Origin of the sequence: Halorussus litoreus (genome assembly GCF_003382685.1) — an archaeon.
GTDB lineage: Archaea > Halobacteriota > Halobacteria > Halobacteriales > Haladaptataceae > Halorussus > Halorussus litoreus.
The window spans coordinates 34181-59726 of record NZ_KZ859503.1 but is presented as its reverse complement, the minus strand read 5'-3'; the positions used below and the strand labels follow the sequence as shown (position 1 = coordinate 59726).

The 25546-nt window shown below is 65.7% G+C and carries 24 protein-coding genes and 3 pseudogenes; 13 read left to right on the top strand and 14 right to left on the bottom strand.

Annotated features, from left to right (window positions below; genetic code table 11):
* The gene (locus tag DPQ64_RS00295; protein WP_115862354.1) at positions 1–996 is read right to left on the bottom strand and encodes a twin-arginine translocation signal domain-containing protein; all 996 of its coding nucleotides are present in this window, start codon (positions 994–996) and stop codon (positions 1–3) included.
* A 556-nt stretch (positions 997–1552) separates the two neighbouring features.
* Here DPQ64_RS00295 and gyrB point away from each other — a divergent pair.
* Both gyrB and gyrA read left to right on the top strand, forming a co-directional pair.
* Positions 1553–3469, top strand: a complete 1917-nt coding sequence (gene gyrB / locus DPQ64_RS00290) for a DNA topoisomerase (ATP-hydrolyzing) subunit B (RefSeq protein ID WP_115862353.1) — start codon at positions 1553–1555, stop codon at positions 3467–3469.
* A gap of 42 nt (positions 3470–3511) precedes the next feature.
* Complete coding sequence (gene gyrA / locus DPQ64_RS00285) at positions 3512–6043, top strand: DNA gyrase subunit A (protein WP_115862352.1); 2532 nt, start codon at positions 3512–3514, stop codon at positions 6041–6043.
* A 38-nt stretch (positions 6044–6081) separates the two neighbouring features.
* Here the strand turns inward: gyrA and DPQ64_RS00280 are convergent, their stop codons facing one another.
* From DPQ64_RS00280 to DPQ64_RS19430, 3 genes and pseudogenes are all read right to left on the bottom strand, one after another.
* On the bottom strand, positions 6082–6762 hold the full coding sequence (locus tag DPQ64_RS00280) for an HAD family hydrolase (protein ID WP_115862351.1): 681 nt from the start codon (positions 6760–6762) through the stop codon (positions 6082–6084).
* A 73-nt stretch (positions 6763–6835) separates the two neighbouring features.
* Positions 6836–7135: a hypothetical protein gene (locus tag DPQ64_RS19435; RefSeq protein ID WP_232820443.1), complete on the bottom strand. Its 300-nt coding sequence runs from the start codon at positions 7133–7135 to the stop codon at positions 6836–6838.
* 9 nt (positions 7136–7144) lie between these two features.
* Positions 7145–7543, bottom strand: a pseudogene (locus DPQ64_RS19430) (cupin domain-containing protein); the annotation flags it as partial.
* Positions 7544–7629: 86 nt separating this feature from the next.
* Here DPQ64_RS19430 and DPQ64_RS00270 point away from each other — a divergent pair.
* Positions 7630–8298, top strand: coding sequence for a helix-turn-helix domain-containing protein (locus tag DPQ64_RS00270; protein ID WP_232820434.1), 669 nt, complete (start codon positions 7630–7632; stop codon positions 8296–8298).
* A 137-nt stretch (positions 8299–8435) separates the two neighbouring features.
* Here the strand turns inward: DPQ64_RS00270 and rocF are convergent, their stop codons facing one another.
* Positions 8436–9359, bottom strand: a complete 924-nt coding sequence (rocF, locus tag DPQ64_RS00265) for an arginase (RefSeq protein ID WP_115862348.1) — start codon at positions 9357–9359, stop codon at positions 8436–8438.
* 88 nt (positions 9360–9447) lie between these two features.
* Positions 9448–10377: an NAD-dependent epimerase/dehydratase family protein gene (locus DPQ64_RS00260; protein ID WP_115862347.1), complete on the bottom strand. Its 930-nt coding sequence runs from the start codon at positions 10375–10377 to the stop codon at positions 9448–9450.
* Positions 10378–10585: 208 nt separating this feature from the next.
* Between DPQ64_RS00260 and DPQ64_RS00255 the strand changes: the two genes are divergently transcribed.
* The gene (locus tag DPQ64_RS00255) at positions 10586–11119 is read left to right on the top strand and encodes an Rrf2 family transcriptional regulator (protein ID WP_115862346.1); all 534 of its coding nucleotides are present in this window, start codon (positions 10586–10588) and stop codon (positions 11117–11119) included.
* A gap of 194 nt (positions 11120–11313) precedes the next feature.
* Complete coding sequence (locus DPQ64_RS00250) at positions 11314–12480, top strand: NAD(P)/FAD-dependent oxidoreductase (protein ID WP_115862345.1); 1167 nt, start codon at positions 11314–11316, stop codon at positions 12478–12480.
* Positions 12481–12710: 230 nt separating this feature from the next.
* On the opposite strand, the gene DPQ64_RS00245 is transcribed toward DPQ64_RS00250, so the two are convergent.
* The gene (locus DPQ64_RS00245; protein WP_157971533.1) at positions 12711–13592 is read right to left on the bottom strand and encodes a hypothetical protein; all 882 of its coding nucleotides are present in this window, start codon (positions 13590–13592) and stop codon (positions 12711–12713) included.
* Positions 13593–13764: 172 nt separating this feature from the next.
* Here DPQ64_RS00245 and DPQ64_RS00240 point away from each other — a divergent pair, with 172 nt between their 5' ends.
* Positions 13765–14571, top strand: a complete 807-nt coding sequence (locus DPQ64_RS00240; RefSeq protein ID WP_115862343.1) for a helix-turn-helix transcriptional regulator — start codon at positions 13765–13767, stop codon at positions 14569–14571.
* Between the two features lie 191 nt (positions 14572–14762).
* Here the strand turns inward: DPQ64_RS00240 and DPQ64_RS00235 are convergent, their stop codons facing one another.
* Both DPQ64_RS00235 and DPQ64_RS00230 read right to left on the bottom strand, forming a co-directional pair.
* Entirely contained in the window at positions 14763–15206 is a 444-nt protein-coding gene (locus DPQ64_RS00235) for an adenylyltransferase/cytidyltransferase family protein (RefSeq protein WP_115862342.1), read from the bottom strand.
* 70 nt (positions 15207–15276) lie between these two features.
* Complete coding sequence (locus DPQ64_RS00230; protein WP_115862341.1) at positions 15277–15783, bottom strand: Mov34/MPN/PAD-1 family protein; 507 nt, start codon at positions 15781–15783, stop codon at positions 15277–15279.
* A gap of 276 nt (positions 15784–16059) precedes the next feature.
* Here DPQ64_RS00230 and DPQ64_RS00225 point away from each other — a divergent pair, with 276 nt between their 5' ends.
* The 4 genes and pseudogenes from DPQ64_RS00225 (at position 16060) to DPQ64_RS19035 (ending at position 19334) form a co-directional block, all read left to right on the top strand.
* Positions 16060–16395 (top strand): hypothetical protein, encoded by a 336-nt coding sequence (locus DPQ64_RS00225; RefSeq protein ID WP_115862340.1) that lies wholly within the window; start codon positions 16060–16062, stop codon positions 16393–16395.
* Positions 16396–16455: 60 nt separating this feature from the next.
* Positions 16456–17178: pseudogene (locus tag DPQ64_RS00220) on the top strand (protein sorting system archaetidylserine synthase); the annotation flags it as partial.
* Between the two features lie 529 nt (positions 17179–17707).
* The gene (locus tag DPQ64_RS00215; protein WP_115862338.1) at positions 17708–19003 is read left to right on the top strand and encodes a HEAT repeat domain-containing protein; all 1296 of its coding nucleotides are present in this window, start codon (positions 17708–17710) and stop codon (positions 19001–19003) included.
* Positions 19004–19178: 175 nt separating this feature from the next.
* Complete coding sequence (locus tag DPQ64_RS19035) at positions 19179–19334, top strand: DUF7837 family putative zinc-binding protein (protein WP_198661957.1); 156 nt, start codon at positions 19179–19181, stop codon at positions 19332–19334.
* An 8-nt stretch (positions 19335–19342) separates the two neighbouring features.
* On the opposite strand, the gene DPQ64_RS00210 is transcribed toward DPQ64_RS19035, so the two are convergent.
* A complete protein-coding gene (locus DPQ64_RS00210; protein WP_198661956.1) occupies positions 19343–19585 on the bottom strand; it encodes a hypothetical protein in 243 nt (80 codons plus the stop codon).
* Positions 19586–19664: 79 nt separating this feature from the next.
* Here DPQ64_RS00210 and DPQ64_RS00205 point away from each other — a divergent pair, with 79 nt between their 5' ends.
* On the top strand, positions 19665–21374 hold the full coding sequence (locus DPQ64_RS00205; RefSeq protein ID WP_232820433.1) for a phospholipase D-like domain-containing protein: 1710 nt from the start codon (positions 19665–19667) through the stop codon (positions 21372–21374).
* An 18-nt stretch (positions 21375–21392) separates the two neighbouring features.
* On the opposite strand, the gene DPQ64_RS00200 is transcribed toward DPQ64_RS00205, so the two are convergent.
* Positions 21393–23294 carry a DHH family phosphoesterase gene (locus DPQ64_RS00200; RefSeq protein WP_115862337.1) on the bottom strand — a complete coding sequence of 634 codons (1902 nt, stop codon included), beginning with the start codon at positions 23292–23294 and terminating at the stop codon, positions 21393–21395.
* A gap of 149 nt (positions 23295–23443) precedes the next feature.
* On the opposite strand from DPQ64_RS00200, the gene DPQ64_RS00195 reads away from it, so the two are divergent.
* Both DPQ64_RS00195 and DPQ64_RS00190 read left to right on the top strand, forming a co-directional pair.
* The gene (locus tag DPQ64_RS00195) at positions 23444–23872 is read left to right on the top strand and encodes a plastocyanin/azurin family copper-binding protein (protein WP_115862336.1); all 429 of its coding nucleotides are present in this window, start codon (positions 23444–23446) and stop codon (positions 23870–23872) included.
* A 98-nt stretch (positions 23873–23970) separates the two neighbouring features.
* Complete coding sequence (locus tag DPQ64_RS00190) at positions 23971–24240, top strand: DUF7571 family protein (protein ID WP_115862335.1); 270 nt, start codon at positions 23971–23973, stop codon at positions 24238–24240.
* Between the two features lie 133 nt (positions 24241–24373).
* On the opposite strand, the gene DPQ64_RS00185 is transcribed toward DPQ64_RS00190, so the two are convergent.
* The 3 genes and pseudogenes from DPQ64_RS00185 to DPQ64_RS19425 all read right to left on the bottom strand — a co-directional run.
* A complete protein-coding gene (locus DPQ64_RS00185; RefSeq protein ID WP_115862334.1) occupies positions 24374–25009 on the bottom strand; it encodes a 30S ribosomal protein S3ae in 636 nt (211 codons plus the stop codon).
* Positions 25006–25308 carry a KEOPS complex subunit Pcc1 gene (locus tag DPQ64_RS00180; RefSeq protein ID WP_115862333.1) on the bottom strand — a complete coding sequence of 101 codons (303 nt, stop codon included), beginning with the start codon at positions 25306–25308 and terminating at the stop codon, positions 25006–25008. Before DPQ64_RS00180 ends, DPQ64_RS00185 begins: the two co-directional genes overlap by 4 nt.
* Positions 25305–25546 (bottom strand): annotated as a pseudogene (locus tag DPQ64_RS19425) (hypothetical protein); the annotation flags it as partial. The pseudogene DPQ64_RS19425 and the gene DPQ64_RS00180, both read right to left, overlap by 4 nt.

Genomic DNA, 25546 nt, shown 5'->3' with positions numbered 1-25546 from the left:
TTAGGTTCTCGGAATGTCGACGGTCGTCTCTCGCTCGGCGCGCATCTCCTCGCCGATCCAGTAGGCGTCCCGTGGGAGCCGGTTCTGGGCGACGGCCTGTAGCGCGAACCCGCTCGACAGCAGGCCGGCGAGTTCGTCGTCCGCGGTGGCGTCGCCGGGTTCGTCTGCGGCTCCAGCCCCCGCAGCGGCCTCCCCTCCCGAGATGCGACGCGCGCCGTCGAGCATCAGGTCGAAGCCCGCGGCCATCGCGCGGGCGTCCCACGTCGCGTCCGCGACAATCTCGTCGGTCAGCAGGACCGCGTTCGTCCAGAGGTGGTCGTCGAGGTCTTCGAGCCACAGCATCGCGCCGCCCGCCGCGGCCTTGGTCATCGGCGGGACGTGCTCGGCGAACGCCAACTGCTCGCGTGGGAGTTCGTCGGTGGCGATCCAGTGGCGGTCGCCGAGTCGCTCGCGGTGGCTCACCACCGTCGCCAGCAGGTCGACCAGTTCCGCTTGGGAGAAGTCGAGGTCGGCCAGCGACCCGGCCAGTCCCTCCGAAACCACGAACCTGCGGACGCTCTCCTCGACGAACTCGGGCGTGAACTCGGGCAGTCGCTCGGTCGTGCTCTCGAAGAAGCCGACCGCTGCGAGGTGGTCGAACGCAGGGCGGGCCGCCTCGGCGACCGCCGCGAATTCCTCGCGCGGTCCGTCGCCGAACCCCGGCGGGCCGCGCTGGGGCACCGCTGTCAGTTCGGCGGCCGCTTCCGCGAGGCCGGCGTGGCCGGACGCGAGCAGTTCGGCGTCGAGGCTGCCCGACAGGTCGGCCCGGATGGCCTCGCCCACGGTCGCGAGTTCGCCGGCTTGGGCCGTTTCCCCCGCTCCGGCCGTCTCCACGGCCTCCCGAACTCCGTCGAGCGTCGCGCCCCCGGCGGCGACCGCGCCGCCCACCCCGAGCGCCTTCAGGAACTCCCGGCGCTCGTCGTCGGACACCGTCCGTTCTCGGCGAGTGTATACCATGCGTCACAACTCCGGGGACGGACGAGCATAAGGAATCGACTCCGTTGCCGACAGTTGCGCCCGGTAACGGCTGGTTCGCGCGGTCGCAGCCACTTCGCGCCGAGCGAACTGTCAGCGTCCGCGACGCGACTGTCCGGCGTCGGCCCCGGTCTTCTCGGCGACCCGAGAGTAATCGTCCATTTCTGTCCGAACGACGGGTCGAGTGACTCCCCACGGCGTCGCTTCGCGCCGGTTCGTGTGGGCGTTCGCGTCGGACTCGCGCCCAGCTTCCACCACGCTTGCGCCGGGGTCGCACCGACGAATTCGTCGGTGCGACCCCGGCGCGAGCGTCTGAATTATCGACCTTCGCTTCCGGAACTGTTTCCGACTGACGTCCGGAACTCGGAAGTAGTTAGGGACCCGAGTATACTGGAGTCCGACCGTCGTTCGAATCGCGACCGCGAGTTCGGGACGGATGGCCCGCTGACAGAGTCGGTATCTTTACAATTTACTTCCGTTCGCGCGCGCGTGTGCGAGGGATTTATCAGGACGGAACCGCTACCCTCATTCAGGTTTTATGAGTCAGGAAAGTGAATACGGGGCCGGGCAGATCCAGGTTCTCGAAGGCCTTCAGGCCGTGCGGAAGCGCCCGGCGATGTATATCGGCTCTACCGACAGCCGAGGTCTCCACCACCTCGTGTTCGAGGTGGTCGACAACTCTATCGACGAGGCGCTCGCGGGCCACTGCGACGCCATCGAGGTGACCGTCCACGACGACGGGACGGTGAGCGTCTCCGACGACGGACGGGGCATCCCGGTGGACACCCACGAGGAGTACGACAAGCCCGCGGTCGAGGTCATTCTGACCGTCCTCCACGCCGGCGGCAAGTTCGACAACAAGTCCTACCAGGTGTCGGGCGGCCTCCACGGCGTCGGCGTCTCGGTGGTGAACGCCCTCTCGGAGCATCTCGAAGTCGAGGTGCGGCGTGACGGCGCGGTCTGGCGACAGGAGTTCGCGCAGGGCGAGCCCGCCGGTCCGCTGGAGCGCGTCCGCGACCTCGAAGCCGACGAGGGGACCGGGACCACCATCCGGTTCCGGCCCGATTCGGACATCTTCGAGACCGACGAGTTCACCTACTCGACGCTGGAGAGCCGACTGCGAGAACTCGCCTTCCTCAACTCCGGCGTCCGCATCGCACTGACCGACGAACGCGAAGACGGCGACTCGGACACCTTCGAGTACGAGGGCGGCATCCGGGAGTTCGTCGAGTACCTCAACGAGACCAAGTCGCCGCTCCACGAGGAGGTAATCTACTTCGAGGACGAAGAGCAGAACATCCAGGTTGAGGTGGCGATGCAGGCGACCGACGAGCTACAGGGCTCGATCCACGCGTTCGCCAACAACATCAACACCCGCGAGGGCGGCACCCACCTCACCGGGTTCAAGACCGCGCTCACGCGGTTCGTCAACGATTACGCCAACGAGAACAGCCTCCTGGGCGACATCGACGAGAACCTCAAGGGCGAGGACGTGCGCGAGGGGCTGACCGCGGTCGTCTCGGTCAAACACCCCGACCCGCAGTTCGAGGGCCAGACCAAGACCAAGCTGGGTAACAGCGAGGTCCGTGGCATCGTCGAGTCGGCCATCCACGACGGGCTGGCGACATACTTCGAGGAGAACCCGCGGACCGCCGAGGCCATCGTCTCGAAAGCGGTCGAGGCCGCGAAGGCCCGGAAGGCCGCCAAGAAGGCCGAGGAGCTGACCCGCCGGAAGAACGCGCTCGCATCGACCGCGCTCCCGGGCAAGCTGGCCGACTGCCAGACTCGCGACCCGAGCGAGGCCGAACTGTTCGTCGTGGAGGGCGATTCGGCCGGAGGAAGTGCCAAACAAGCTCGTGACCGCGAGTTCCAGGCCATCCTCCCGCTGTTCGGCAAGGTGCTCAACGTCGAGAAGCACCGGCTGGACCGCGTGCTGGAGAACGACAAGATCCGCCACTTCATCACGGCCATCGGCACAGGCATCGGCGAGGAGTTCGACATCGAGGAGGCCCGCTACCACAAGATCGTGCTGATGACCGACGCGGACGTGGACGGCGCGCACATCCGTACGCTGTACCTCACGCTCCTCTATCGGTACATGCGCCCCCTGCTGGAAGCTGGCTACGTGTACGCGGCCCAGCCGCCGCTGTACCGCATCCGCCACCGCGGCGAGACGTACGACGCCATGACCGAGGCCGAGCGCGACAGCATCATCGAGGAGAAGTGCGACGGCAACCCCTCGCAGGTCCAGCGGTTCAAGGGGCTCGGCGAGATGAACCCCGAGCAGCTCTGGGACACCACGATGAACCCGGAGAACCGCATCCTGAAGCAGGTCACCATCGAGGACGCCGCCGCCGCGGACAAGATGTTCTCGGTACTGATGGGCGACGCGGTCGAACCCCGCAAGCAGTTCATCAAGGAACACGCCACCGAGGCCGACTGGGTCGACATCTGAGAGCCACGGTCGACATCTGAGACACACAATTCGACACACAGCATGAGCACGGATTCATCCGACCTCCCCGAGGAGGTCGCACAGCGAGTACGGAACGTCCGCGTCGAGGACGAGATGGAACAGAGCTACATCGACTACGCGATGTCGGTCATCGCGGGCCGCGCGCTTCCGGACGTGCGCGACGGGCTGAAGCCGGTCCACCGGCGCATCCTCTACGCGATGCACCGGTCGGGCATCACCAGCGGCGCGAGCCACCGGAAGTCCTCGAACATCGTGGGCGACACGATGGGTGACTTCCACCCCCACGGCGACCAGTCGATCTACGACGCGCTGGCCCGGATGGCCCAGGACTTCTCGATGCGCTACCCGCTGATCGACGGCCAGGGGAACTTTGGGAGCGTCGACGGCGACCCGCCCGCCGCGATGCGGTACACGGAGGCCCGGATGGCCCCCATCGCCGAGGAGTTGCTGGCCGACATCGACATGGACACCGTCGACTGGCAGTCGAACTACGACGACCGGCTCCAGGAGCCCGAGGTGCTGCCCTCGGCGTTCCCGAACCTGCTGGTCAACGGCTCGTCGGGTATCGCGGTCGGCATGTCGACGAACATCCCGCCGCACAACCTCGGCGAGGTCATCGACGCCACGGTCGAACTCATCGAGAATCCCGACGCGACGGTCGAGGACCTGATGGAGCACGTCAAGGGGCCGGACTTCCCGACCGGCGCGAACATCGTGGGCCGGAACGCGGTCCACGCGGCGTACAAGACCGGTCGGGGGCGCGTCCGCGTCCGCGCGGAGTTCGAGATCGAGGAGCGCGACGGCGAGAGCGACCGCATCGTCATCACGGAGCTCCCCTACCAGACCAACAAGGCCCGGATGATCGAGAAGATCGCCGATTCGGTCAACGAGGGCTCTATCGAGGGCATCCGTGACCTCCGTGACGAGTCCGACCGCGACGGCATCCGCGTCGTGGTCGAACTCAAGAGCAACGCGATGACGGAGGTCGTGAAGAACCAGCTCATCGAGAGCTACCTCGAGAAGACGTTCGGCGTCATCAACCTCGCGCTGGTCGACGGCGAGCCCAAGGTGCTGTCGCTCACGGAGACGCTGCGACACTACCTCGACCACCGCAAGGAGGTCGTCCGGCGGCGGAGCCAGTACGAACTCGACGAGAAGGAGGATCGCGCCCACATCCTCGAAGGCCGGCTCACGGCGCTGGAGAACGCCGACGACGTGGTCGACATCATCCAGGACGCCGAGGACCGCGACGAGGCCAAGACCGAGCTGCGGGCGGCCTACGACTTCTCCGAGGAGCAGGTCGACCACATCGTCCGGATGCAGTTGGGCAGCCTCACGTCGATGGAGGTCGCCGAGATCGAAGACGAGTACGGCGAGGTCCAGGCCCGCATCGAGCGCCTCGAAGAGATTCTGGCCTCCGAGTCCGAACTGCTCGCGGTCATCAAGGAGGAACTCCTCGAAGTCCGCGACGAGTACGCCGACGAGCGCAGGACCTCGTTCATCGAGAACACGAACGAGGTCACTCGCGAGGACCTCATCCCCGAGGAGGACGTGGTCGTGGTCGTGACCGAGCAGGACTACGTCAAGCGGATGCCGGTCGCCCAGTTCGACGCCCAGAACCGCGGCGGGAAGGGCATCATCGGCGGCGACATCAAGGAGGGCGACCGGGTGTCGAAGGTGTTCCGAGCGAACACCCACGACTACCTGCTCTGTTTCACGAATCAGGGGCAGGTCTATCGGCTGAAGACCTACGAGATTCCGGAGATGTCCCGCACGGCCCGCGGCAAGTCCGCGGTCAACCTGCTCGACCTCGACGACGCCGAGGAGATCACTGCGGTCGTCAACACCGACGACTTCGAGGACGGGGAGTACCTGACGATGGCGACTCGCAACGGCATGGTCAACCGCACCGAAGCCTCGGAGTTCGACAACATCTTCTCGACCGGAATCATCGCGGCGAAACTCGAAGACGGTGACGAACTCGTCGACGTACAGGTGACCGACGGCACGACCGACCTCGTAATCGCCACCCGAAACGGGATGGCGATTCGATTCGACGAGTCCGAGGTCACCGCGACCGGTCGGCGGACGAAGGGGGTCAACGGTGTGAAGCTCCGCGGCGGCGACGCGGTCGCGGGCATGGTAACCGCTACAGACGACGACGAGCGGTCACTGTTGACGGTCACGGAGCGCGGGTACGGCAAGCGGACGCCGCTCGACGAGTACGGTACGCAGTCGCGGTACGGATACGGGCTCACGGACATCAAGACCGAGGACCGCAACGGGTCGGTCACGTCGGTCAAGGCGGTCGCCCCCGACGATCACCTCGTCATCATGAGCGAGGACGGTCAGATCATGCGCATCCGCGCGGCCGACATCTCCGAGTTCGGCCGGAACACGATGGGCGTAACTGTGATGGAACTCGAAGGCGATGACGGCGTGGCGAGCGTGGACGTGATTCCGGCCACGACCGAAGAAGAGTCGGCAGCGAGCGACGAGGAATCGACCGAGACTAGCGAGGAGCCGACCGGGACCGACGAGCCTGCCGAGTAACTCACGGCTCGCCGATTACCTCACCGCTGGCTGGAAACTCACCGCTGGCCGGTCGCTATTTCTGCGACGTCCCAGAGGTCTGCGACCTCGTAGTCCGGGTCGACCGACAACTCGACCCCCGCGCAGTGCTCGCGCCGGACGAACGCCGAATCGAGGCCCGCGTTGTGGGCGGCCGCCACGTCGCTCTCGCTGTCGCCGACGAATAGCGCCGAGTCGGCCCCGAGGTCGGCCATCGCGCGGTCGAGGAAGTGGGGGTCGGGCTTCTTCCGGCGGAGGTCCTCGACGCCCATCCCGCGGCCGTAGTAGGTCTCGAAGTGGTCGCCGAACTCGTAGCGGTCGAGGATGAACTCGACGGTCGCGTGCTGGTTCGAGCTCACCACGCCCATGCCGTGGTCGAGGCCGTGCCGGAGGTCCGCGAGCGCCGCTACGTCGTCGTAACGGTCCCGACTCCCGTCCCGGAACTCCGCGAGCTGGGCGTCGGAGGCGTGGCGATCCCGTGCCTTCCAGAACGGTTCGGGGTCGACGCCGTAGGTCCCGCAGACCTCCGCCAGCAGGTCGGGCGTGACCCCGCGAATCACGTCGACGACGTGGTCTGGGGTCGGATTCTCGACTCCCACCGCCGCGAACGCCGATTCGGCCGCCTCGCGCAGGGCCTCGTCTCCCGGCGGTTCGACCAGCACGCCGTCGTTGTCGAACAGCACCGCGTCGTAGTCGGGCATTTGCTTTCAGGGAGCGGGCCGCGAACTTGATAGTATCGGTTTATTTTCCTTTACTCGCTATTCACGATACGATCTACAGTTGCTCGACGTGGCGCTCCCAGAACACCGAATCGACGTACTGCTCGTCGATCCCCGAATAGCCGACCGCACGGGCGACGCGGCCGATGGTGGCCCACAGCAGTCGCTGGACGACGAGCGGTGCCATCGTCATCCGAGTCTCGTCGTAGAGGTCCTCGGCCAGCACGAGGCCCTGTATCGGGCCCGGCTCACCGTACTCGTCTTCGCCGCCGAACGCACCCTCGTGGTCCAACCCCCAGACAGTAAACAACGAGTGGACGGTCCGCATCGAGGGGAGTTCGGCCCTGAACGCCACAACATCGTCCGTGTCGTTACGAAAGGCGTGTTCCGTTTCGGCTGGGACAGTCACGGATTCGCCGGGTCCGAGTCGTCGCGTCTCCCCCGCAACAGTGACTGTGAGTTCGCCGTCGATGGCCTCGAAGGTCTCCGTCGTCGGGTGGACGTGGCTCGGCGGTTCGGTACCCTCGGGGCCGAGCCACTGGAGTAAGACCGGACGATCAGATTTCCCGTCTTCGGGGCGCTCTAATAATGCGGCCCACGTTTCCCCGCCCGGACTCGACGCGAGAGGGTACGGAGACTCTCGCAACAGTCTTGCGGGCCGTCCGTCGGGGTCGAGTGTCAGGACTGGTTCCGCTTTCGGTTCCCGTCTGTCGTTCAGCGGTCGCCCAACTCGCAAGGTCGATTCCTCCGGTGTGGCAGTCATTGGTGGAGATGACGGCCCCGTCGGGAATGGGGATTTTGCGTTGCATGGAAGGCGGATTTAAAAGGCAATCCCCCGAGAACCGATATGTGAAACATCTCCGAGTGACCGCTCACGTCGACGCCGAGCGCGCACCGACGTTTTTCACGCTTCTCGCTCACGACCCCACCATCGTGGAGACCCGCGTCCTAGAGTGGAACACGACTGTTGGTGAGCGAGAGACGGTCCTCTTCGCTATCGACGGGGACCCGGCGGCCTTCGTCGAGGGTGCAGACGACGCCCCGGCCATCGAGTCCGTCGAGTTCTCGACACGCAAGAACGGCCCCACCTACGCGCTGGCGGTGATGCGACCACTCGAATCACACATGTTCGCTGCGATTCGAGAGGCACGCGCCCAGACGGGACTGGTCGTCCGGAAACCGATAGTCTACCGCAAGGGCACGATGTCATTTCAGATAGTCGGCGACCCCGAACCGCTACAGACGGCACTCGACGACGCCCCACCGGGCGTCCGTGTCCAAGTCGACGAAATCGAGTCCGTGCCGGACGAGTCCGCGCCCGAGTCCAAACTTAGCAATCGCCAACGCGAGGCGCTCGAATGCGCCCGCGAGGTGGGTTACTATGACCATCCGAGACGCGCAACCCACGCGGACGTAGCGGACGAACTCGGCTGTACTCCACAGACGGCTGGCGAGCATCTCCGGAAGGCCGAGGCCAAGCTCGTGGGTGCAACCCTCGACGGATTCGACTCGATGTAGAACTAAGAAACAGTGGAGGACGGGGCCTACGGCGTCGGTCGGTCGGCTTCATATCGACTTACTTCGATCCGGGTTTCGTTCGGTGGTTCGAGAAATCACGTAATTCCCAGCCAAATAAGAATATAGCTAACAGATCTCTATAGGATCCGCTTCCCCAGCGCGCTCGCGGCCAGTCCGGTCGCCAGTTCCGCGGTCTCGTTGGACTCGTCGAGGATCGGATTCACTTCGACGACCTCCAGCGAGCGCAGGATGTCTTCCTTTTCGTCGCGCTCGGCGACCGTCTCCAGCGCGGAGTGGGCCTCGCGGTACACCACACCGCCCCGGACCGGCGTGCCCACGCCCGGCGCGATCTTGGGGTCGAGCCAGTCCACGTCGAGGCTGACGTGGATGCCGTCCGTGCCCGCGGTCGCCACGTCGAGGGCGTCTTCGACGACCGGTTTGACCCCGCGTTCGTCGATGTCCGACATGGTGAACGCGGTCACGTCGCTCCCGCGGATGGCCTCGCGCTCGGCGTCGTCGAGGCTCCGGAGGCCCACCATGGCGACGTTCTGCTCGCGGAGGTTCGGCGCGTTGGCCCACTCGGTGTCGGCGAAGTCGCCGATTCCGAGGACTGCGGCCAGCGGCATCCCGTGGACGTTGCCCGACGGTGAGGTCTTGGGTGTGTTGAAGTCGCCGTGGGCGTCGAACCAGACGAGGCCGAGTTCGGCGTTCCGGGCCGCGCCGGTCACGGTTCCGATGGCGATGGAGTGGTCGCCGCCGAGCACCAGCGGGAAGGCGTCGTCCGCGATGGCGTCGGCCACCTCGTCGCCGAGCCGAGTGCAGAGGTCGGCGGTTTCGCGCAGGAACTTGGCCGACCCCTCGGCGGGCTGTTCGGCGTCGGGGTCGCGCTCCTCCGCGCGTGGGACCGTCAGGTCGCCCGCGTCGGTGGTCGACTCGACGTTCGCGTCCGCGAGTTCCGCCGCGAGGCCAGCGTATCGGATGGCCGACGGTCCCATGTCCACGCCGCGTCGGTTCGCGCCGAGGTCCATCGGCGCGCCGATGATCCGCACCTGTCGGTTCATGTGTGAGCGTTCGGCGACCCGGTGTAAAGAAGTCGTGATTTCCGATTGCCGAGAGAATTGCGAGAACAGTGTGCCGTCCGAGGGGTCGTTACTCGTACTGCGCGCAGACCTCCGCGATGCCCTCCTCGAAGCTAATCTCGGGCTCCCAGCCGGTCGCCTCCCACATCTTTGTGGGGTCGGCCATCGTCCCCTGGACGAACATGTCGTCGTCGATGGGGTTCTCGACGTGCTCGGGTTCGACGTCCGAGTCGAGTTCGGCCTTGAGCAGCTCTACGACCTCGTTGGCGGTGTACGCTTCGCCGGTGCCGAGGTTGTAGATGCCCGTGAGTTCGTGGTCGGCCGCGAGTTCGAGCCCCCGGACGATGTCGTCGACGTGGGTGAAGTCCCGCGCGTGGGTGCCGTCGCCGTAGATGACCGGTGACTCGCCGCTGGCGACGTCGTCGGCGAACTGCGAGATGATATTGGCGTACTCGCCCTTGTGGCCCTCCGAACCGCCGTAGCCCTGATAGACGGAGAAAAAGCGCATCCCGGCGACGCTCATCTCGTGGGCGTTCGCGAAGTACTCGCCGTAGCGCTCGCGAGCGAGTTTCGACGCCTCGTAGCCCGTGCGGGCCTCCACGTCCATCTCCTCGGGCGAGGGCTCGAACCGGTCGCCGTAGATGGAGGAGGTCGAGGCGTACACCACCGTCTCGCAGCCGTCCTGTCGAGCCTGCTCGACCGCGTTGGCGAACCCCTCGACGTTGACTCGTGCGCCGCGCCGGAGCCCGGCGATGCTCTCCTCGTGCATCGTGAGCGAGGACAGCGCGGCGAGGTGGTAGAGCACGTCGACCCCATCGGTCGGGAGGTCGTCGTCGAGCACGCTCGTCTCGTGAAACTCGACGCTGTCGTCCAGATTTGCCGGAGTGCCGAGGTAGCAGTCGTCGACCGCGAGCACCTCGTTGTCCGCTGCGAGCGCGTTCGCGAGGTTCGACCCGATGAATCCGGCACCGCCGGTGACGAGGACGCGTTTGCCTTGCATGGTTCGTAACTCCGCCTACACCGCCAAATCGGTGTCGCTCCGTTCTGCCTTCGGAGGGGAAGGCGGACTGTCCTGAGCGGGCGCAACCTATGGGCCTCCCCGACAGAACGGGGTTGCGTACCACGGTACGGTGACGCATTCGTGGCAACTAACGCCGTCGTTGGGCGGTTCGTCGCATTTAAGGCCGCCCCTTGCCAACCTCCCCACAATGGCTTCCATCGAGCTGACCGCGAGTCAGAAGACGATCCTCACCGCTCTGGTAAATCTCCATCGCGAGACCGAGGACGCGGTCAAAGGCGAGGACATCGCCGAGCAGGTCGACCGCAACCCCGGCACCATCCGCAACCAGATGCAGAGTCTGAAGGCCCTCCAGTTGGTCGAAGGCGTCCCCGGTCCGAAGGGCGGCTACAAGCCCACCGCCGAAGCGTTCGACGCGCTCGGCGTGCAGGACATGGACAACGAGGCCGAGGTCGGGCTCACCCACGAGGGCGAGCCGGTCGAGGACGCCAACGTCGAGGAGATCTCGCTCACCAGCGTCTACCACCCCGAGCTCTGCCGGGCCGAACTCCACCTCCGCGGCTCTGTTCGGGAGTTCCACGAGGGCGACAAGGTCGAGGTCGGTCCCACGCCGCTGTCGAAGCTGGCCATCACCGGCACCGTCGACGGCAAGGACGACACCAGCAACATCCTCATCCTGAAGATCGAGTCGATGGAAGCGCCCGCCGAGCAGCCCGAACACTGAGGCCTCCCCGCGAGCGCTGAAACCCAGTTTTCGCTGCACCTTTCGTCTCGCTACATTCGTCGCTCACGGGTCGACAATGCCGAAGCTATCGCGCGCCGGCAAGTCTTGCGGGCGCGTTTGGCCGTGTTAGGCACTCACACCCACCCGAACAGGGTTTCAAAGCCTTTGTATCGGAGGCCTCCTGAGGTTTCGGTATGACTGAGAAGGTCGTCGTGCTCGGCGCGGGGTACGCCGGTGCTGGCGCGATTCAGAAGCTGGAGACGGAGCTACAGCGGGTGGACGCGGATCTGACGTGGATCTCGGACAACGACTACCATCTCGTCCTCCACGAGGCCCACCGCGCGATCAGGGACCCAGGGGTGCAGGACGACATCACGATTCCCGTGGGCCAGATCGCTTCGCCCGGCACGGAGTTCGTGAAGGCGACCGTCGAGGGCGTCGACACCGCCGAGCAGGTGGTCGAACTCGACGGCCGAACGGTCGAGTACGACTACCTCCTGGTCGCTCTCGGGAGCCAGACCGCCTACTACGGCATCCCGGGAATGGAGGAGCACGCGCTGACGCTCAAGAGCCTCGACGACGCGCTCGACATCCACGAGCAGGTCGCCGAAGCTGCGAGCCAAGCGTCCCGGAACGACCCCGCGCAGGTCGTCATCGGCGGCGCTGGTCTGTCTGGCATCCAGAGCGCGGGCGAGGTCGCACGGTTCCGCGACGAGCGCCGCGCGCCCATCGACGTCTACCTCGTGGAGGCGCTCGACGAGATCATGCCGGGCCAGGATTCGGAACTCCAGGGCGCGGTCCGCAAGCGTCTGGAGGACGCCGACGTGGAGATCATGACCGACGACCCCATCACGGAGGCCAACGAGGACGCCATCCACTTCGACGAGGGCGACCCGCTGGAGTACGACGTGTTCGTCTGGACCGGGGGTATCACCGGACGCGACGCGATGGACGACTGCGGTCTCGACGACGAACACAACCGGGTCACCTGCGAGTCGGACTTCCGGACGAGCGACGACCGCGTGTTCGCCATCGGCGACTCGGCCGTCGTCGATCAGGGCGACAACCCTGCGCCGCCGACCGCGCAGGCCGCGTGGCAGGCCGCCGAGGTCGCCGGCGAGAACGTCGCGCGCACCATCGAGGGCCGCCCGCTGGAGACGTGGACGTACGACGACAAGGGGACGCTCGTCTCCATCGGCGAGAAGGCCATCGCTCACGACGTGAGCGCCGGTCCCGTCACGGTCCCCATCCGGACCTTCAACTCCTACCCCGCGAAGTTCCTCAAGAAGTTCGTCGCCGCGCGCTGGATCGCGGGCCTCACCTCGTGGCCGCGCGCGCTGACTGCGTGGGACTCGCTGTAGGAGTTGTCGTCCCGGTAGTTGGTATTTTGGCCCATCGTTCAGCTACGGTGTAACAGTGGAACGCCGTTTCGCTGAGTACGCGGTGCAAATGTAATAGATGGTCCCTCACCGCTGTGTTGGAACGCAATAGCCGCTGTTTCTGCTGACAGCGGTGTGAGCGACATGGCTTTCGCAGTCGTTTGTTTGAATGCTAGCTACTTCTACGTGTCCGCTTGCGTTCGGCCGTGCATTTATCTACTCGGCCCTGGAAACGACTCGAAGTCGGTCAGCGAGACGTAGATTCCGCCGTTACCCTCGGGTTGGAGCACGTACGACGTCGGATACTTGTCGGCAGCGGCGTACGCTGCTGGCGTGTTCAATTTGACATCCGTCACCGTATCTAGTCGATCGGCGAAGTCGACGGTCACCATCGGCTCAAATAGTGTGAGCTGTCCTACGCCGTCACCGTCGGGGTCGGACGCTCCGTAGATATGTGTGTGCGTGAACTCCCCGTCCTCCTGATGCTCCGACGAACTCGGGTCGGCAATCGGTTCGCCCCGCCCGGCCTCGACAATCGGCGTATCGGGACTTCCGTCGTCGTCTGTATCGACTACGTTAGGTCGGATGTGGTCCGCAGGCATCTGGGCCTTCGGAATCGAGTAGGTCGCCGGTCGTTGCGTGATGCTTTCGACGATAGATCGGTCGAGCATAAAATATTGGATATCCAAGTGGGGCGTGTCGTAGACGCCTTCCGGCCAATGTCCTTCCGGTACGTAGTCGAACTGTAGGAATGTGAACTGATGGAGGTCGATGGCGTCGCCAGCAGTCGTTTCCAACGGAAATGACAATCTCGTTGTCACTTCCTCGTTGCCCAATGCGTCGAGTGCGCCGTTATCGACGTGCAAACCGAGCGACGTAACCTCTGTCACCGAGTTGGTGGTAGCGTACGCCGTCACTCTTCCGTCTCCGACTGCAAACGAGTCCCCCATCTCAAAACGACGTTTCGGAACCGTCGTCACGTCTCGACTCGCGCTTCCAATTCCTGTTACGAGACTTTCACATGCAACAGTCGTTCCAGTCCTCAAAAACGTTCGTCGGTCGATACAGCTTTCGTGCTTCGATGGTCGTCCCATTGGTTTTCCCCGGGCCCGCAATGGACCCTGCTATCGTGTAACGCCTGATCGGTCCATAGTCCTATTCGATAGGACGTATCCGGTCCTCTGCGAACGTTCCCACCCCCTGCAAAAGCTATTAGCGACCTCACGTAGGTAGCGTACAATACGGAGTCTCTGTGGTGAGTTACCAATGACCATGGATGCGACACTGGATGCGATCCAGTTCTTCGCGAATTCAGCAAACAGCGTACGCGTGTTCGAGGTACTCACTGACGGATCGACAACGAGTCGTGCCCTCGCAGAGCAAACCGAAGCCTCACGGTCAACCGTCGCGCGGGTTCTCGATAAAGGTGAATCAAGAGGGTGGATCGACTCCGAAGGTAGCCAGTACGAACTCACGGAAATGGGAGCGGTCATGATCGAGGAGTTTCGGTCCTACCAAGAAACGCTCGAAGGTGTACAACATCTCGGGAAGGCCATCGCGTGGCTGCCATCGCCTGCCCACGAACTCGACTTCCGTCATTTCCGCGACGCCGAGATCATCACCCCGACTCCGCCGACGCCGTCCAAACCGTTTGATTACGTGGCGGAGATGCTGCGTACTGCGACCGAAGTGCGTTCACTCGTAGAACTCGCGATGGGGCGATACTTAGAAATCATCCACGAACAGGCAGAAGCTGGACAATTAGATGCGGAACTCGTCATTCAAGCAGACTGGTTTGCCGATATCGATGACAAACCGGAACAGATCTCGCTCTGGCGAGCGCGAGTAGACCGAGATGAAGTCTGGACGTATGATGGTGAGGTCCCGATTAACATGCACATCTTCGACACCCAAGTTGTAATCTGGATGGGTGAAACGTTGGACGAAGATCGCGTGATACGGGGAATCGTGGTTACTGAAACCCCCGCTGTTCTGTCGTGGGCCAGATCGCTGTATGACGGCTATCGAGACGAGTCTGACCGCCTCGACTTAGCAATGATACTAGAGATGTGAGTTCGCGTAACGTACGATAATTGTCTTATAGAGTGTTCTGCTCATCGAGGTGTTTCCTACAGTACATCTTCCGTCGGTCAAGGAAGAGATCAATAGAACTCACGCCTTCTATGCGTGATACAGCCACGCTCTGTACTTACTGCGAGTTCCGTGAGCAGTGTCCACCAACGAAATCGAACTGCTAACTACTGCTATCCCCGCTCTTCGAGAATCCGGTCGATGATCCGGCCGGTGGACAGCAGTTCGCCCTCGTACTCGGGCTCGCGAGCCCCCGAACGCCGGACTTCGCAGTCGACCCCCCGCCGAGCGAGTTCGTCTTCGATGGCGGCCTCGTCGTGGTGCTGGTCGTGACCGAGCGCGATCACGTCCGGGTCGAGTTCCTCGATGGGCGCGAAGATGTCCGCCGGGTGGCCCACGCGGGCGTCGTCCACCGCGTCGATTGCGGCGACCACGTCCCGGCGCTGGCGATTCGGCAGGACGGGCGTCTCCTTGTGGGTGACGTTCTCCCGGCGCGCGACGATGACGGTCAGCCGGTCGCCCATCGCCGCGGCGTCCCGGAGGTAGTGGACGTGGCCGGGGTGGAGCAGGTCGAAGGTCCCCTGTGCGACGACGTGGGTCGCGTCGTCTGCCGTCATGCCACCTGCCCCGTTCCGTTCCCGCGTCTCGTCGTCGGTCCTCGCGTCTCGTCGGAGTTGGCGTCGCGTCTCATCGTGTGTCCTCGTCGAAGTCGTAATCCATCTCGGCGTCGATGTCGGCCTGCGTGAAGTCGAAGAACGATTCGCCCTCCGGCAGCGACACGTCGAGCACGTCGAGCTCCCGGCGTTCGCCCGTCCGGTCGAACGCCTTCCAGTCCCCGCGGTCGTAGGGATAGCCGATGATGATGTGAACCTTCCCGCGCCCGAACGTCGCCAGATCCTCCTTGCTCGGCTTGAGCACGCCGTTGGGATGCGAGTGGACCGACCCGACCGAGTTGAAGTCGTTCGGGACCTGACTGGTCTTGACGGTCGCGCTCACGGGGTTGGTCTCGGTGCCGGGGATGACAAGCACGTCGGTGATGACGGTGCCGTCTTGGTCGAGCCCGAGCGCGTGGGCGTCCTCCCCGCGGAGGAAGCCCATGTACTCGTGGGGGTGGGCGTCCTCGGACGCCGCGAGGGCGAACTGGAGGGCGTCCTCGGCGATGCCGAGTATCTCGCTCGACCGGAACAGCCGCATGGACTCACTTCCGGTCGGGCGCGTTCTAAAGGTTGCGAACCGCCCGCCATCGCCCGGTGATGATGTCCGGGACGTTTCGCCTGCCGACCAGTCGATACTCCCGTTTCGGTTCCCGTCGTGGCTTCAGGATTCGACTCGGCCGTCGCGCCAGTCGACTCGGGCGAACGACGACGCAGATCCGCACCACTGTCAGGAGTCCAGATGCGACGACGTCCCGTCGCGTTCGGATACAACGAGACGATTTAAGACATCCGAGCGACACGTCTCCGGTGGCACATGAACCTCGAACAGCTCTCCCCGTTGATCTCCCTCCTCTCGGGCGTGCTGTCCATCGGTTATCTGGTCGGCGACGAGATGCGACGGCGGGCGAGCGCCACTGCGCACAGTCACGACTCCGGACGAATCTCGCTCGGGGCCGCACTCCGGGAGCACGACACCGTCCTGCTCACGACGGTGACGCTGTTCTTCCTCGGCGGCCTCGCCCACTGGTACCTCCAGTCGACGCCGTACTTCCATCCGGTACTCCTCTGGGGGTTGGTCGCGTTCGTCGTCGTGGCGACGGCGATAACCGAGGCGACGGACGACGACCCATCGGAAGTCGGAGGCGAGTAGTCCGCTTCGACGCCCTTCCGAGTATAAAGACGTAAGACCGCGGTCGCACACCGGGTAGGTATGCAACCCCGGTTCGTGGGTCGGCTCGGCCTCGCCGACGCCGTGACCGCGACGAACGCCGCGCTGGGCTTTCTCGCGGTCGTCGCGGCGACGGTCGATCCGGAGCTGGCGGCCCGGCTCGTCCTGCTCGCCGCCATCGCTGACGGGCTCGATGGCGTGGTCGCCCGGAAGTTCGGGAGCACGCCCGCGGGCGAACACCTCGACTCGCTGGCGGACGTGGCCTCGTTCGGGGTCGCGCCCGCCGTGCTGGCGTTCGTCCTCGCGCGCCAGCAGTGGGGACTCGCCGAGCCCTCGGCGGCCGCGGCCGCGACGTTCGCGATTCCCGCGTTGTACGTCGCGATGGCGGTCGTCCGACTCGCGCTGTACACCGCCTACGACGTGGGCAACGACCACACCGAGGGCGTCCAGACCACGCTCGCGGCGACGCTTATCGCCGCCGCGGTGCTCGCGGGCGTGACCGACGCCGCGGTGGTGCTCGGTGCGACGGGGGCGTTCGCGTACCTGATGGTGACCGGCGTGACCTACCCGGATCTGTTCGCCCGCGACGCGCTGGTGATGGGCGGTCTCCAGGCGCTCGCGGTGGCGGCCCCGCTCGCGCTCGGGCGGGCGTTCCCCACGGCGTTGCTCGCGGCCGCGCTCGCGTACCTCCTGCTCGCGCCGCGGTTCTACTGGCGGGAGGTCCACGAGTCGCCCGCCGACGCGCCGGACACCGGCGCGTCGGCCGGCGACGACCGCGGGTCGGACACTCGTGAGTCAGCTGGTGAATCAGGGAGTCGCGAATCCGAAACTCGGGAGTCGGAAGCCCGCAAATCCGAGGCCCCCGACCCCGAGGCCAGCAGCGGCGACTGAGGCAGGTGACTCTTTCTCCGGAATCACTCGGTGACGCAAGCTATCGGGTGGGACTGAAAGGGGCCGGTCGCTCGCGTTCAGTTCAGTCGTCTCAGCGCGGCCACTATCTGGCGTCTGCGCGAGCGAAGCGAGCACAGGCTCGTCAGAGCTTGCCTCTGACGGCGAGCGCAGCACTGCGCGCGCCAGATATCCCGCTGAGCGACCGCGAGCGACCGGGGGCTTTCGGAAAAGAAACTGCATCTCTACGAGCAGTCAGCTCCAAGCGTTTACACGTTTCGAGGACAGGAAGGGATTTTCTCACGACTTCAATCGAGTACCGTCCGAGTTGGAAGGGAAACGCTCTTGAAGCGTACGCACGGAGTTTCGACCATATGAGTCCGGCAAGCGAAGCGGGGTGGGACGAATGAGCGACGAGGAGACCGACGCCGAAGAGACCACCGAGGAGGAGGCGGCCGAAGCGTCCGCCGAGGAAGAGGCGGTCGAGCCCGTCCTCTCCGAGGAGGAGATCGAGGCCGAACTCGACGAGGCCGAAGCCGAACTGGAGGCCGCCGAGACCGAGGCGGACCTCGACGAGGTCGAGAGTCATCTCGACGAGATCGAGGGTCACGTCGAGCGTGCCGACCTGCCCGAACCCGACGACGAGGACGAGGCGGGGCCCCGCGAGGAGTTCGAAGACCGGCTCTCGGAACTCCGCGGCGACCTCGAAGAGGCCCGCGGTCCGTACGCCGAGGACGTGGTCGAGGACGCCAGCGCGGCCGGAGAGACGGTCGAGGACACCGAGTGGACCGACCTCGGGCGCGAGGAACTCGCCGAGACCGTCGAAGCGTTCGTCGCGGACGTGGACGAGGCACTCGGCACCAGTCTCGGCGTGACCGTCACGACCGAGGTCGAGGACCTCGCCGGAGCCATCGAGGAGGCCGCCGTCGCCATCGGCGAGGCCGACCTCGACCCGGACGACGACGCCGACACCATCGCCGACCTCGTGGCGGCGACCGACGAACTGACGGCGGGCGTCGACGACGCCGAGGAGTGGGACGACCTCACCGTCCGCGAGCAGTTGCAGGCCGAGGGCTACTTCGACGTGCTCGACCACCGCAAGGACTACCCGCCGGAGTGGCACGCGCTCAAGGTCTGGGAGAAGCGCGACCGCGCCGACATGGTCTTGCTCGCGCTGGAGAAGATGGATTCGAACTTCATGGAGGAGCACTGCCTCGACGCGCTCGCTCGGATGGGCAACGCCGAGTCGCTCGACACCATGGTCGAGCGCGCAGGGCGGCGCGACGAGGACGCCATCAAGATCATCGGCAAGATCGGCGACGAGGAGGGCCTCGACGCCGTGCTGGAGTACGCCGACTCCGACCCCGGCCTCGCCAAGCCCGCGCTGAAGGCCATCGGTGAGATCGGCAGCGAGGAGGCGACCCAGGACGTGGCGAACCGACTCGACGACGAGGACGCCTCGGTCCGGAGCCGGGCCGCCCGCGCGCTGGGACTCATCGGTGATACCCGCGCCATCGACCCGCTGGCGGACGTACTCGAAGACGACGAGGCCGATGAGGTCCGGGCCAGCGCGGCGTGGGGGCTCAACCAGATCGGCACCGAGCGCGCGCTCGAAGCAGTCCGACCGTTCGCCAACGACCGGGCGTACCTCGTTCAGTCCGAGGCCGAGAAAGCGACGGCCGACGTCGAACCGGCCGCGTAGGGTCGCTTCGGCTCCCGTCGCATCACTTCGTCGCCACGTAATCGCCGACTATCGATTTTCAGTGCTACATTGACCCCGTAGCGACGCGATTAGTGTGACGATACCGGATCACTGCCCCCGAGTATCCCTTAAATAACAAAGACGTGGTTGTCCTTTTGTAATACGTGTACTTCGCATGTCGCTCAACGCGAAAACGCTCGGCTACTGTCCGGAATGCGGCAACGAGATAGCCAGGGACTTCCTCCTCATCGAGTACGAGTCCGGGGGACGCCCCGCCCGCTTCGCCGAGTGTCCCGACTGCCGGAACGTGGTCCACCCGTCGACCGAATAGCCGTCCTCTTAGCCCAGTAGCGCCGCCACGAACTGCAACGCGAACGCGACGGCGATGAGGAACGCGCCCACGCGGCCGATCCAGGTGTGTTCGGTCACCTCCATCGGCGAGATGTCGACGCTGTAGTCGTTGTACTCCTCGCTGTACTCGACGTAGCTCGGGATCTGGAAGAACTCGAAGAAGACCAGCGACGCTCCGAGCGCGCCGAGCGCGTAGCCAGCAAGTTCGAGTGCCAGCACGAAGTCCACCATATCCAAGTCGGCGAACCTGTCGAGCAAAAAGCCACCGGTCCCCGAAGGTTTAAGTCCGAAAGCGGGACGAAAGCCCCCCGTGTCCCGCTCCAGTTCGGTTCCTCCGGTCGTCGGACTCGCCCTTGCCGTCGTCATGGCTCTCTCGGCGGTGCCCGCGGTTACTCCCGCGACAGCACCTGCTCCCGGAAATTCGCCGGCCGACGACGACTCAGCGAGCGCGGCCGGTGTCGGCGATACGGGCAGCCCCGACATCGTCGCAGTCTACCCGAACCCCGCGGCCGACCGCGACGCCGGGGAGTTCGTCGTCGCCCGGTTTCCGAACGCGACGAACCTCTCGGGGTGGTCGCTGGCCGACGACGACGCGACCGCTCGCCTCCCGAACACGACCGTCTCGGGCCGTGTCGCGATCTCCTCGGACCCCACCGCGGCTCGGAATCGAACCGATCACCGCGTCCTCGGACTCGGGAGCGACCTCTCGCTTGCGAACACCGGCGAGACCGTTCGGCTGACCAGCGACGGGGCAGTCACCGCGACCGTCACCTACAAGAATGCGCCCGAGGCCGAACGCTGGCACCGCTCCGAAGGCGGAGGCGAAGCCGACTGGCAGTGGACCCCGCTCGGCGCGACCGACTTCGAGGCCGTCCGGTCCGAGCCCGCACAAGCCCGGGCGTTCGTGCTCCCGGACGCGCCCGGCGCCCCCATCGAAACGCTCCGAACGGCCGACCGGCGACTGCTCGTCGCCGGCTACACGTTCACCTCCTCGCGGGCCGCGGACGCGCTCGCGTCCGCGGCCGACCGCGGGGTGGCCGTCCGGCTGCTCGTCGACGCCGGACCGGTCGGCGGGCTGACCCGCCGCGAGGCGAACGTGCTCGACTCGCTGGTCGCACGCGGCGTCGAGGTCCGGGTCCTCGGCCACTCGCTCGCCCGCTACGAGTTCCACCACCCGAAGTACGCGGTCGCCGACGACCGCGCGCTCGTGCTGACCGAGAACTGGAAGCCCGCGGGGACCGGTGGCCACGGGAGTCGCGGCTGGGGCGTCGTCGTCCGGGACGAGGGGACCGCCGACCGCCTCGCGGCGGTGTTCCGCGCCGACGCGGACTGGCGCGGCGCGACGCCGTGGGACGAGTTCAGCCGGGGCGAGAGCTTCGAGACCGCGAACGCCTCGGACGGACGCTACCCCTCGAAGCTCGCGCCCGAGAACGTCAGCGTCGACTCGGCCGAACTGCTCGTCGCGCCGGACAACGCCGAGTCGAATCTGGTCGCGCTGCTCGACTCGGCCAACGAGTCGATCCGGGTCCAGCAGGTCGGCATCGGCAGCCGGAGCTTCCCACCCCTCCGCGCAACCCTCCGGGCCGCCCGCAGGGGCGTCGAGGTTCGGATTCTGCTCAGCAGCGCGTGGTACGCCGAGGAGGAGAACCGTGCGTTAGTCGAGTGGCTGAACGACCGCGCGGAGCGCGAGAACCTGCCCCTCGAAGCCCGCCTCGCGAATCCCCGGGGGCGCTACGAGAAGATCCACGCCAAGGGCGTGGTCGTGGACGGCGACGCGGCCGTGGTCGGCAGTTTGAACTGGAACAACAACTCCGCGCGCGACAACCGGGAGGTCGCGGTCGTCTTACGCGGCCGTGAGGTCGGTTCGTATTACGCCGACGCGTTCGACGCCGACTGGCGAGCGAGTCAGGGTGGGCCTGACGACGGCAATCGGATTCCGGTCGGCCTGCTCGTCGCGGTAGCGGTCGGCGCACTCGCGGCGATAGCATTTGCAAAACGAGAGGTCGCGTTCGAGAACTGACGGGCGAGCCGAGGACGCTCAGTCGTCGTCCTGCTCGTGACCGACCACGGTACTCTGGAGCTCCTCGTCGAGTTCCGCGTCGGCCATCTTCTCGACCAGCGCGTCTAGGACCTCCTCGCGCATGCCGGGCACGAACTTGATGGAGCCGACGACGAGGTGACCGCCGCCAGAGACGCCGCCGCCGACGATCTCCTCGTCGAGCTCCGACACCATCTGGGGGATGTCGAGGCGGACGCCGTCGCTTCGGAGGACCGCGAAGTCCGGGCCGTAGCCGATGGTGATGACGGGGTCGCCGGTCTCCTGGACCTTCCGGTCGTGGATCTCGCCGGTGGTCTTTCCCGGTGCGGGGTAGGTGAACCGGTGGGCGTGGTTCTCCACGTCGATGCGGTAGAGGTGAGCGTCGCTGTCGAGTCGCTCGTGCTCGACGTGGGGCATGGCGGCGTCGAGCTGGTCGTCGACCTCCGATCGAGCGGTATCGGAGAGGAACTCTACGAGTTCGCGGTGGCGCTGTTCGTCGCCGCCGACGTTCAGTACGTCGTTGATGAGGTTGCGCCCCGCATCGTACTTGAGCCAGTGGGCCTCGTAGTCGAGCGCCTCACCGACGTCCCGGAGGACCGACTCCTCGTAGCCCTCCGACTCGGCGAGCTCCACGTAGTCAGTCATCGCGTCGGCCTTCGAGCGGTCGCACAGACCCGCGACCGCGGGGACGTGGCGCAGTTCCTCGGTGATCGGCGGCCAGATCATCCGCGCGAGTTCGACGCACATCATCCCGGTCGTGATGCGGTAGTCCTCGTCGTACAGGTACGGGTTGACGTGGGCGTCCACGTACGGCTCGACGGCTTCGGGGTCCGGATGGTGGTGGTCGACCACGACGATGGGGATGTCGTAGTGCGCGAGGTTCTCGTAGGCGGGCACGTCCTCGGCGGTCGAGCCGTTGTCGAGCATCAACAGGAGCGGGAGCTTCTGGCCGTGGCGGGCCTGGTCCTCCAGCGCGAAGTTGAGGTCGCGGGTCACGTCCTCCATCTCGTAGAACGGCGCTTTGCTCGGGAGGCGCTTGAACAGGTGGCGCTTGGCCTCGGGGTCGTGGTGGGTCTCCTCGATGAACTTTTCGAGCGCGAGCTGGACCGGAATGGATGCGCACATCCCGTCGCCGTCGGCGTGGTGGCGCACGCGGATGGGTCGGCTCTCGAGGACCGTCCGGCGGAGTTGCCGAGCGACCTCTTCGAGGTCGGGGAACATCTGGGTGAGCGCCGGCCACTCCACGAGCGGTTCGACCTCGTTGGGTTCGGCGCGCTCGTCGAGTGCGTCGGTGAGTCGCCCGCGGACGGTCTCGGCCTCCTCGCCAGCCAGCACGTCGAGGCTGTCGACCTCGACCTGCAGGGCGTTGTCGCGCTCCTCGACGTCGCCGGTGACCCGGACCACGTCGTCGATCTCGACCTCGGGGTAGGCCCGGACGCCCGCCTCTTCGAACGCCGCACAGGGGATGACGCCCGTCTCGTCGCTGACGTGGAAGATGGTCGGGCCGCCGGTCTGCTTGATCTGGACGACCTCGCCTTCGAGGTGGACGGTCGCGCCGATCCGGTCGCCGAGTTCGCCCGCGTCCGCGACGTCGTAGTCGTGGCCGACCTGCTGGGTCTCGTAGTCGCCGACCTCTACGGGCTCGAAACTCAGGTCGCCGTTCTCGCGGATCTCGGTGAGTTCGACCACGAGGTCGTCGTCGACCTCGTAGCTGCCGTCGTAGGTCGACTCGTGGGCGAGCCCGGAGACCGAACTCGAAACGTCCACGAACACGCCGTAGTCCACCACGCCGTTGACCGTGGCGCGGTAGTAGTTGCCCTCGGCCACGTCCTCGACCGTGCAGTCGGGGTCGAGGTCGTACACTACGGGCGGCCCGCCATCGTCGGAGCTATCTGCAGTCATTCTTGTCGGGGGATTCGGTTCGACCGATTTTAAGGGTTTGCAACTGGTCGCGAGAGCGTAGCGGAGTCGGATTCGGCGAGCGCGAGTCGACGAGTATCGCCGTCGGACGTTTCGTGAGGCATATATCGTTTGCCTCCCGAGTGTCGACCATGGACCGCCGAACGTTCCTCGCTTCGGGCGCGGCGCTCGCCTCGGTCGGCCTCGCCGGCTGCAACGCGTTTCTGGGTGGAAGCGCGAGCGCGGGTGGGGAGTACGACGTGGGCATGGGCGCGGCGTTCTTTCGCCCCACCGAGATCGAGGTCGAAGTGGGCGAGACGGTTGTCTGGGGAAACACCGGCAACCGAGCCCACACCGTCACCGCCTACGAGGACCAGATTCCCGAAGAGGCCGACTACTTCGCCTCCGGCGGGTTCGACGCCGAGCAGGCCGCCCTGGACGAGTGGCAGGAGGAGTTCGGGGGGCGCATCGACTCGGGTCAGCGCTTCGAGCACACCTTCGAGGTGCCGGGAACCTACCACTACTTCTGCATCCCGCACGAACCGTCGGGGATGGTCGGACAGGTCGTGGTGACGGAATAGGGACTTCGCTCTCGGACAACCGATAGTCGAAACGACGATGGGACTGCTGGAGGCGGTAGTCCTATGTGGGGCGGTCGCATGGTCCCGAGTGCATCGCCATGAAACCGTGCCAAAACTGTCAGGCGGTCATCGACGAGTACACTTTGGACAAACAACTCGAACCCCTGCGCGAACTCACGGTCGACGACTTCAATGTCTGCGTCGAGTGCGCGACCGTCGTTGCCGATGCGTGCGTGGAGTGTAACGGCGCGGTCTACGTCCCCCGGAGCGTCACGGGGACGCCCGACTACTGCCCGGCGTGTCGAGCCGAACACATCGACCGCACGGGATACGACCCCGGCTGGAAACTCGATACCTCGTCCTCCTGAATGGTCGCGTCGGTTCACGCCGGCTACCTCGCAGCGTTTCTTCGCGGTCGGCCTCGGAAGCAGACCGGATCCGGCGGTGACGAACGAGACGACATCACGGAACGAAAATCGAACCGAAACGAAAAACCCGCGCTCAGACTTCGACTTCTTCCTCGTCGACGTCCACGGAGGTCTCCTCCTCGGCGGCGACCTCCTCGGGTCGGGCTTCCATCGTCGCCTTCTGAATCTCCACCCGGCGGAGCGGGTAGATGGTCTTGGCCTCGCCGTAGATGGCCGAGGAGAGCCGTCCCTCGACCACGCTGTCGATGAGGTCCTCGAACGTGCGGTCCTCGGCGGCCTCCTCGACGATGTCGACCATCGTGTTGCGGATGGCCTTCTCCTGGCTCGCGTCCGCGCTCTTGGTGGTGAACGCGACCGGCTGGATCTGGACGCGGTAGTCGTCGGTCGTCAGTACGGTGACGTACGCTTCGATCTTCGAGGCACCGCGGCGCACCAGACTCCGCAGGTAGTCGCGGGTGAGCTCGTGCTTGATGAACTCAGTGTAGGCTGAGTCGCTGCCCACGTCGTCGATCTTGAACGTGAGCTTGGTGTTGTTCTCGCTCGCGTCGCCCTTGAGTTCGCCCAGCGTGGTCTCGATGTTCCGGCCGACGACCTTCTCGGGCTCGTCGGCGGGCGTCCCGCCCAGCTCTTGTCGGTCGAACTCCTGGGGCGCGTGGATGGTGTACCAGCGCTTCTCCTGTTTCTGCTTGGATACTGATCGTTCGCTCATTTGTCGTGTGTAGTGTTGGTCTGCGTATCTGCGTGTCGGTTGGCGATCTGTACGACTTCCTGGGCCACCGCGAGGTTGACGACGTAGTCGTCGACCGTGGTTCGGAGACCGCCGGTCGTGTCGCGCTCGATTGTCGTGACGACGGCGGAACGCCCATCGTCGCGCTCGACCCGCGTGTCGATCTCGGACGTGTTGTCCGGGCGGACCGACCCCGCGAGCACCGCCGCGTCGTCGACCTCGGTCCGGATGGTCGCCGAGCGCGAGCCGGGGTCGCCAGCAGTCGCGCAATCGTCGGTCATGTCGAGGCCTCCCGGAACGCCGAGACGAACTCGGTCGCGTCCGTTTCGGAATCGAAGCGGGCGTACCCCCGTCGAGCGGTGCCGCCGCCGGTGCCGCCGACGCTCCGGGCTGCCTCTCGGGTGGCTGCGCCGACGTCGGTGTCGGTAGTGTCACCGACCGGCGAGTCGGAACTGGAAATCCCACTGCCGGCCGAGTCGGCGGCCGCGGTCGTTGCGACGACCGCGGCCGCCGACTCGC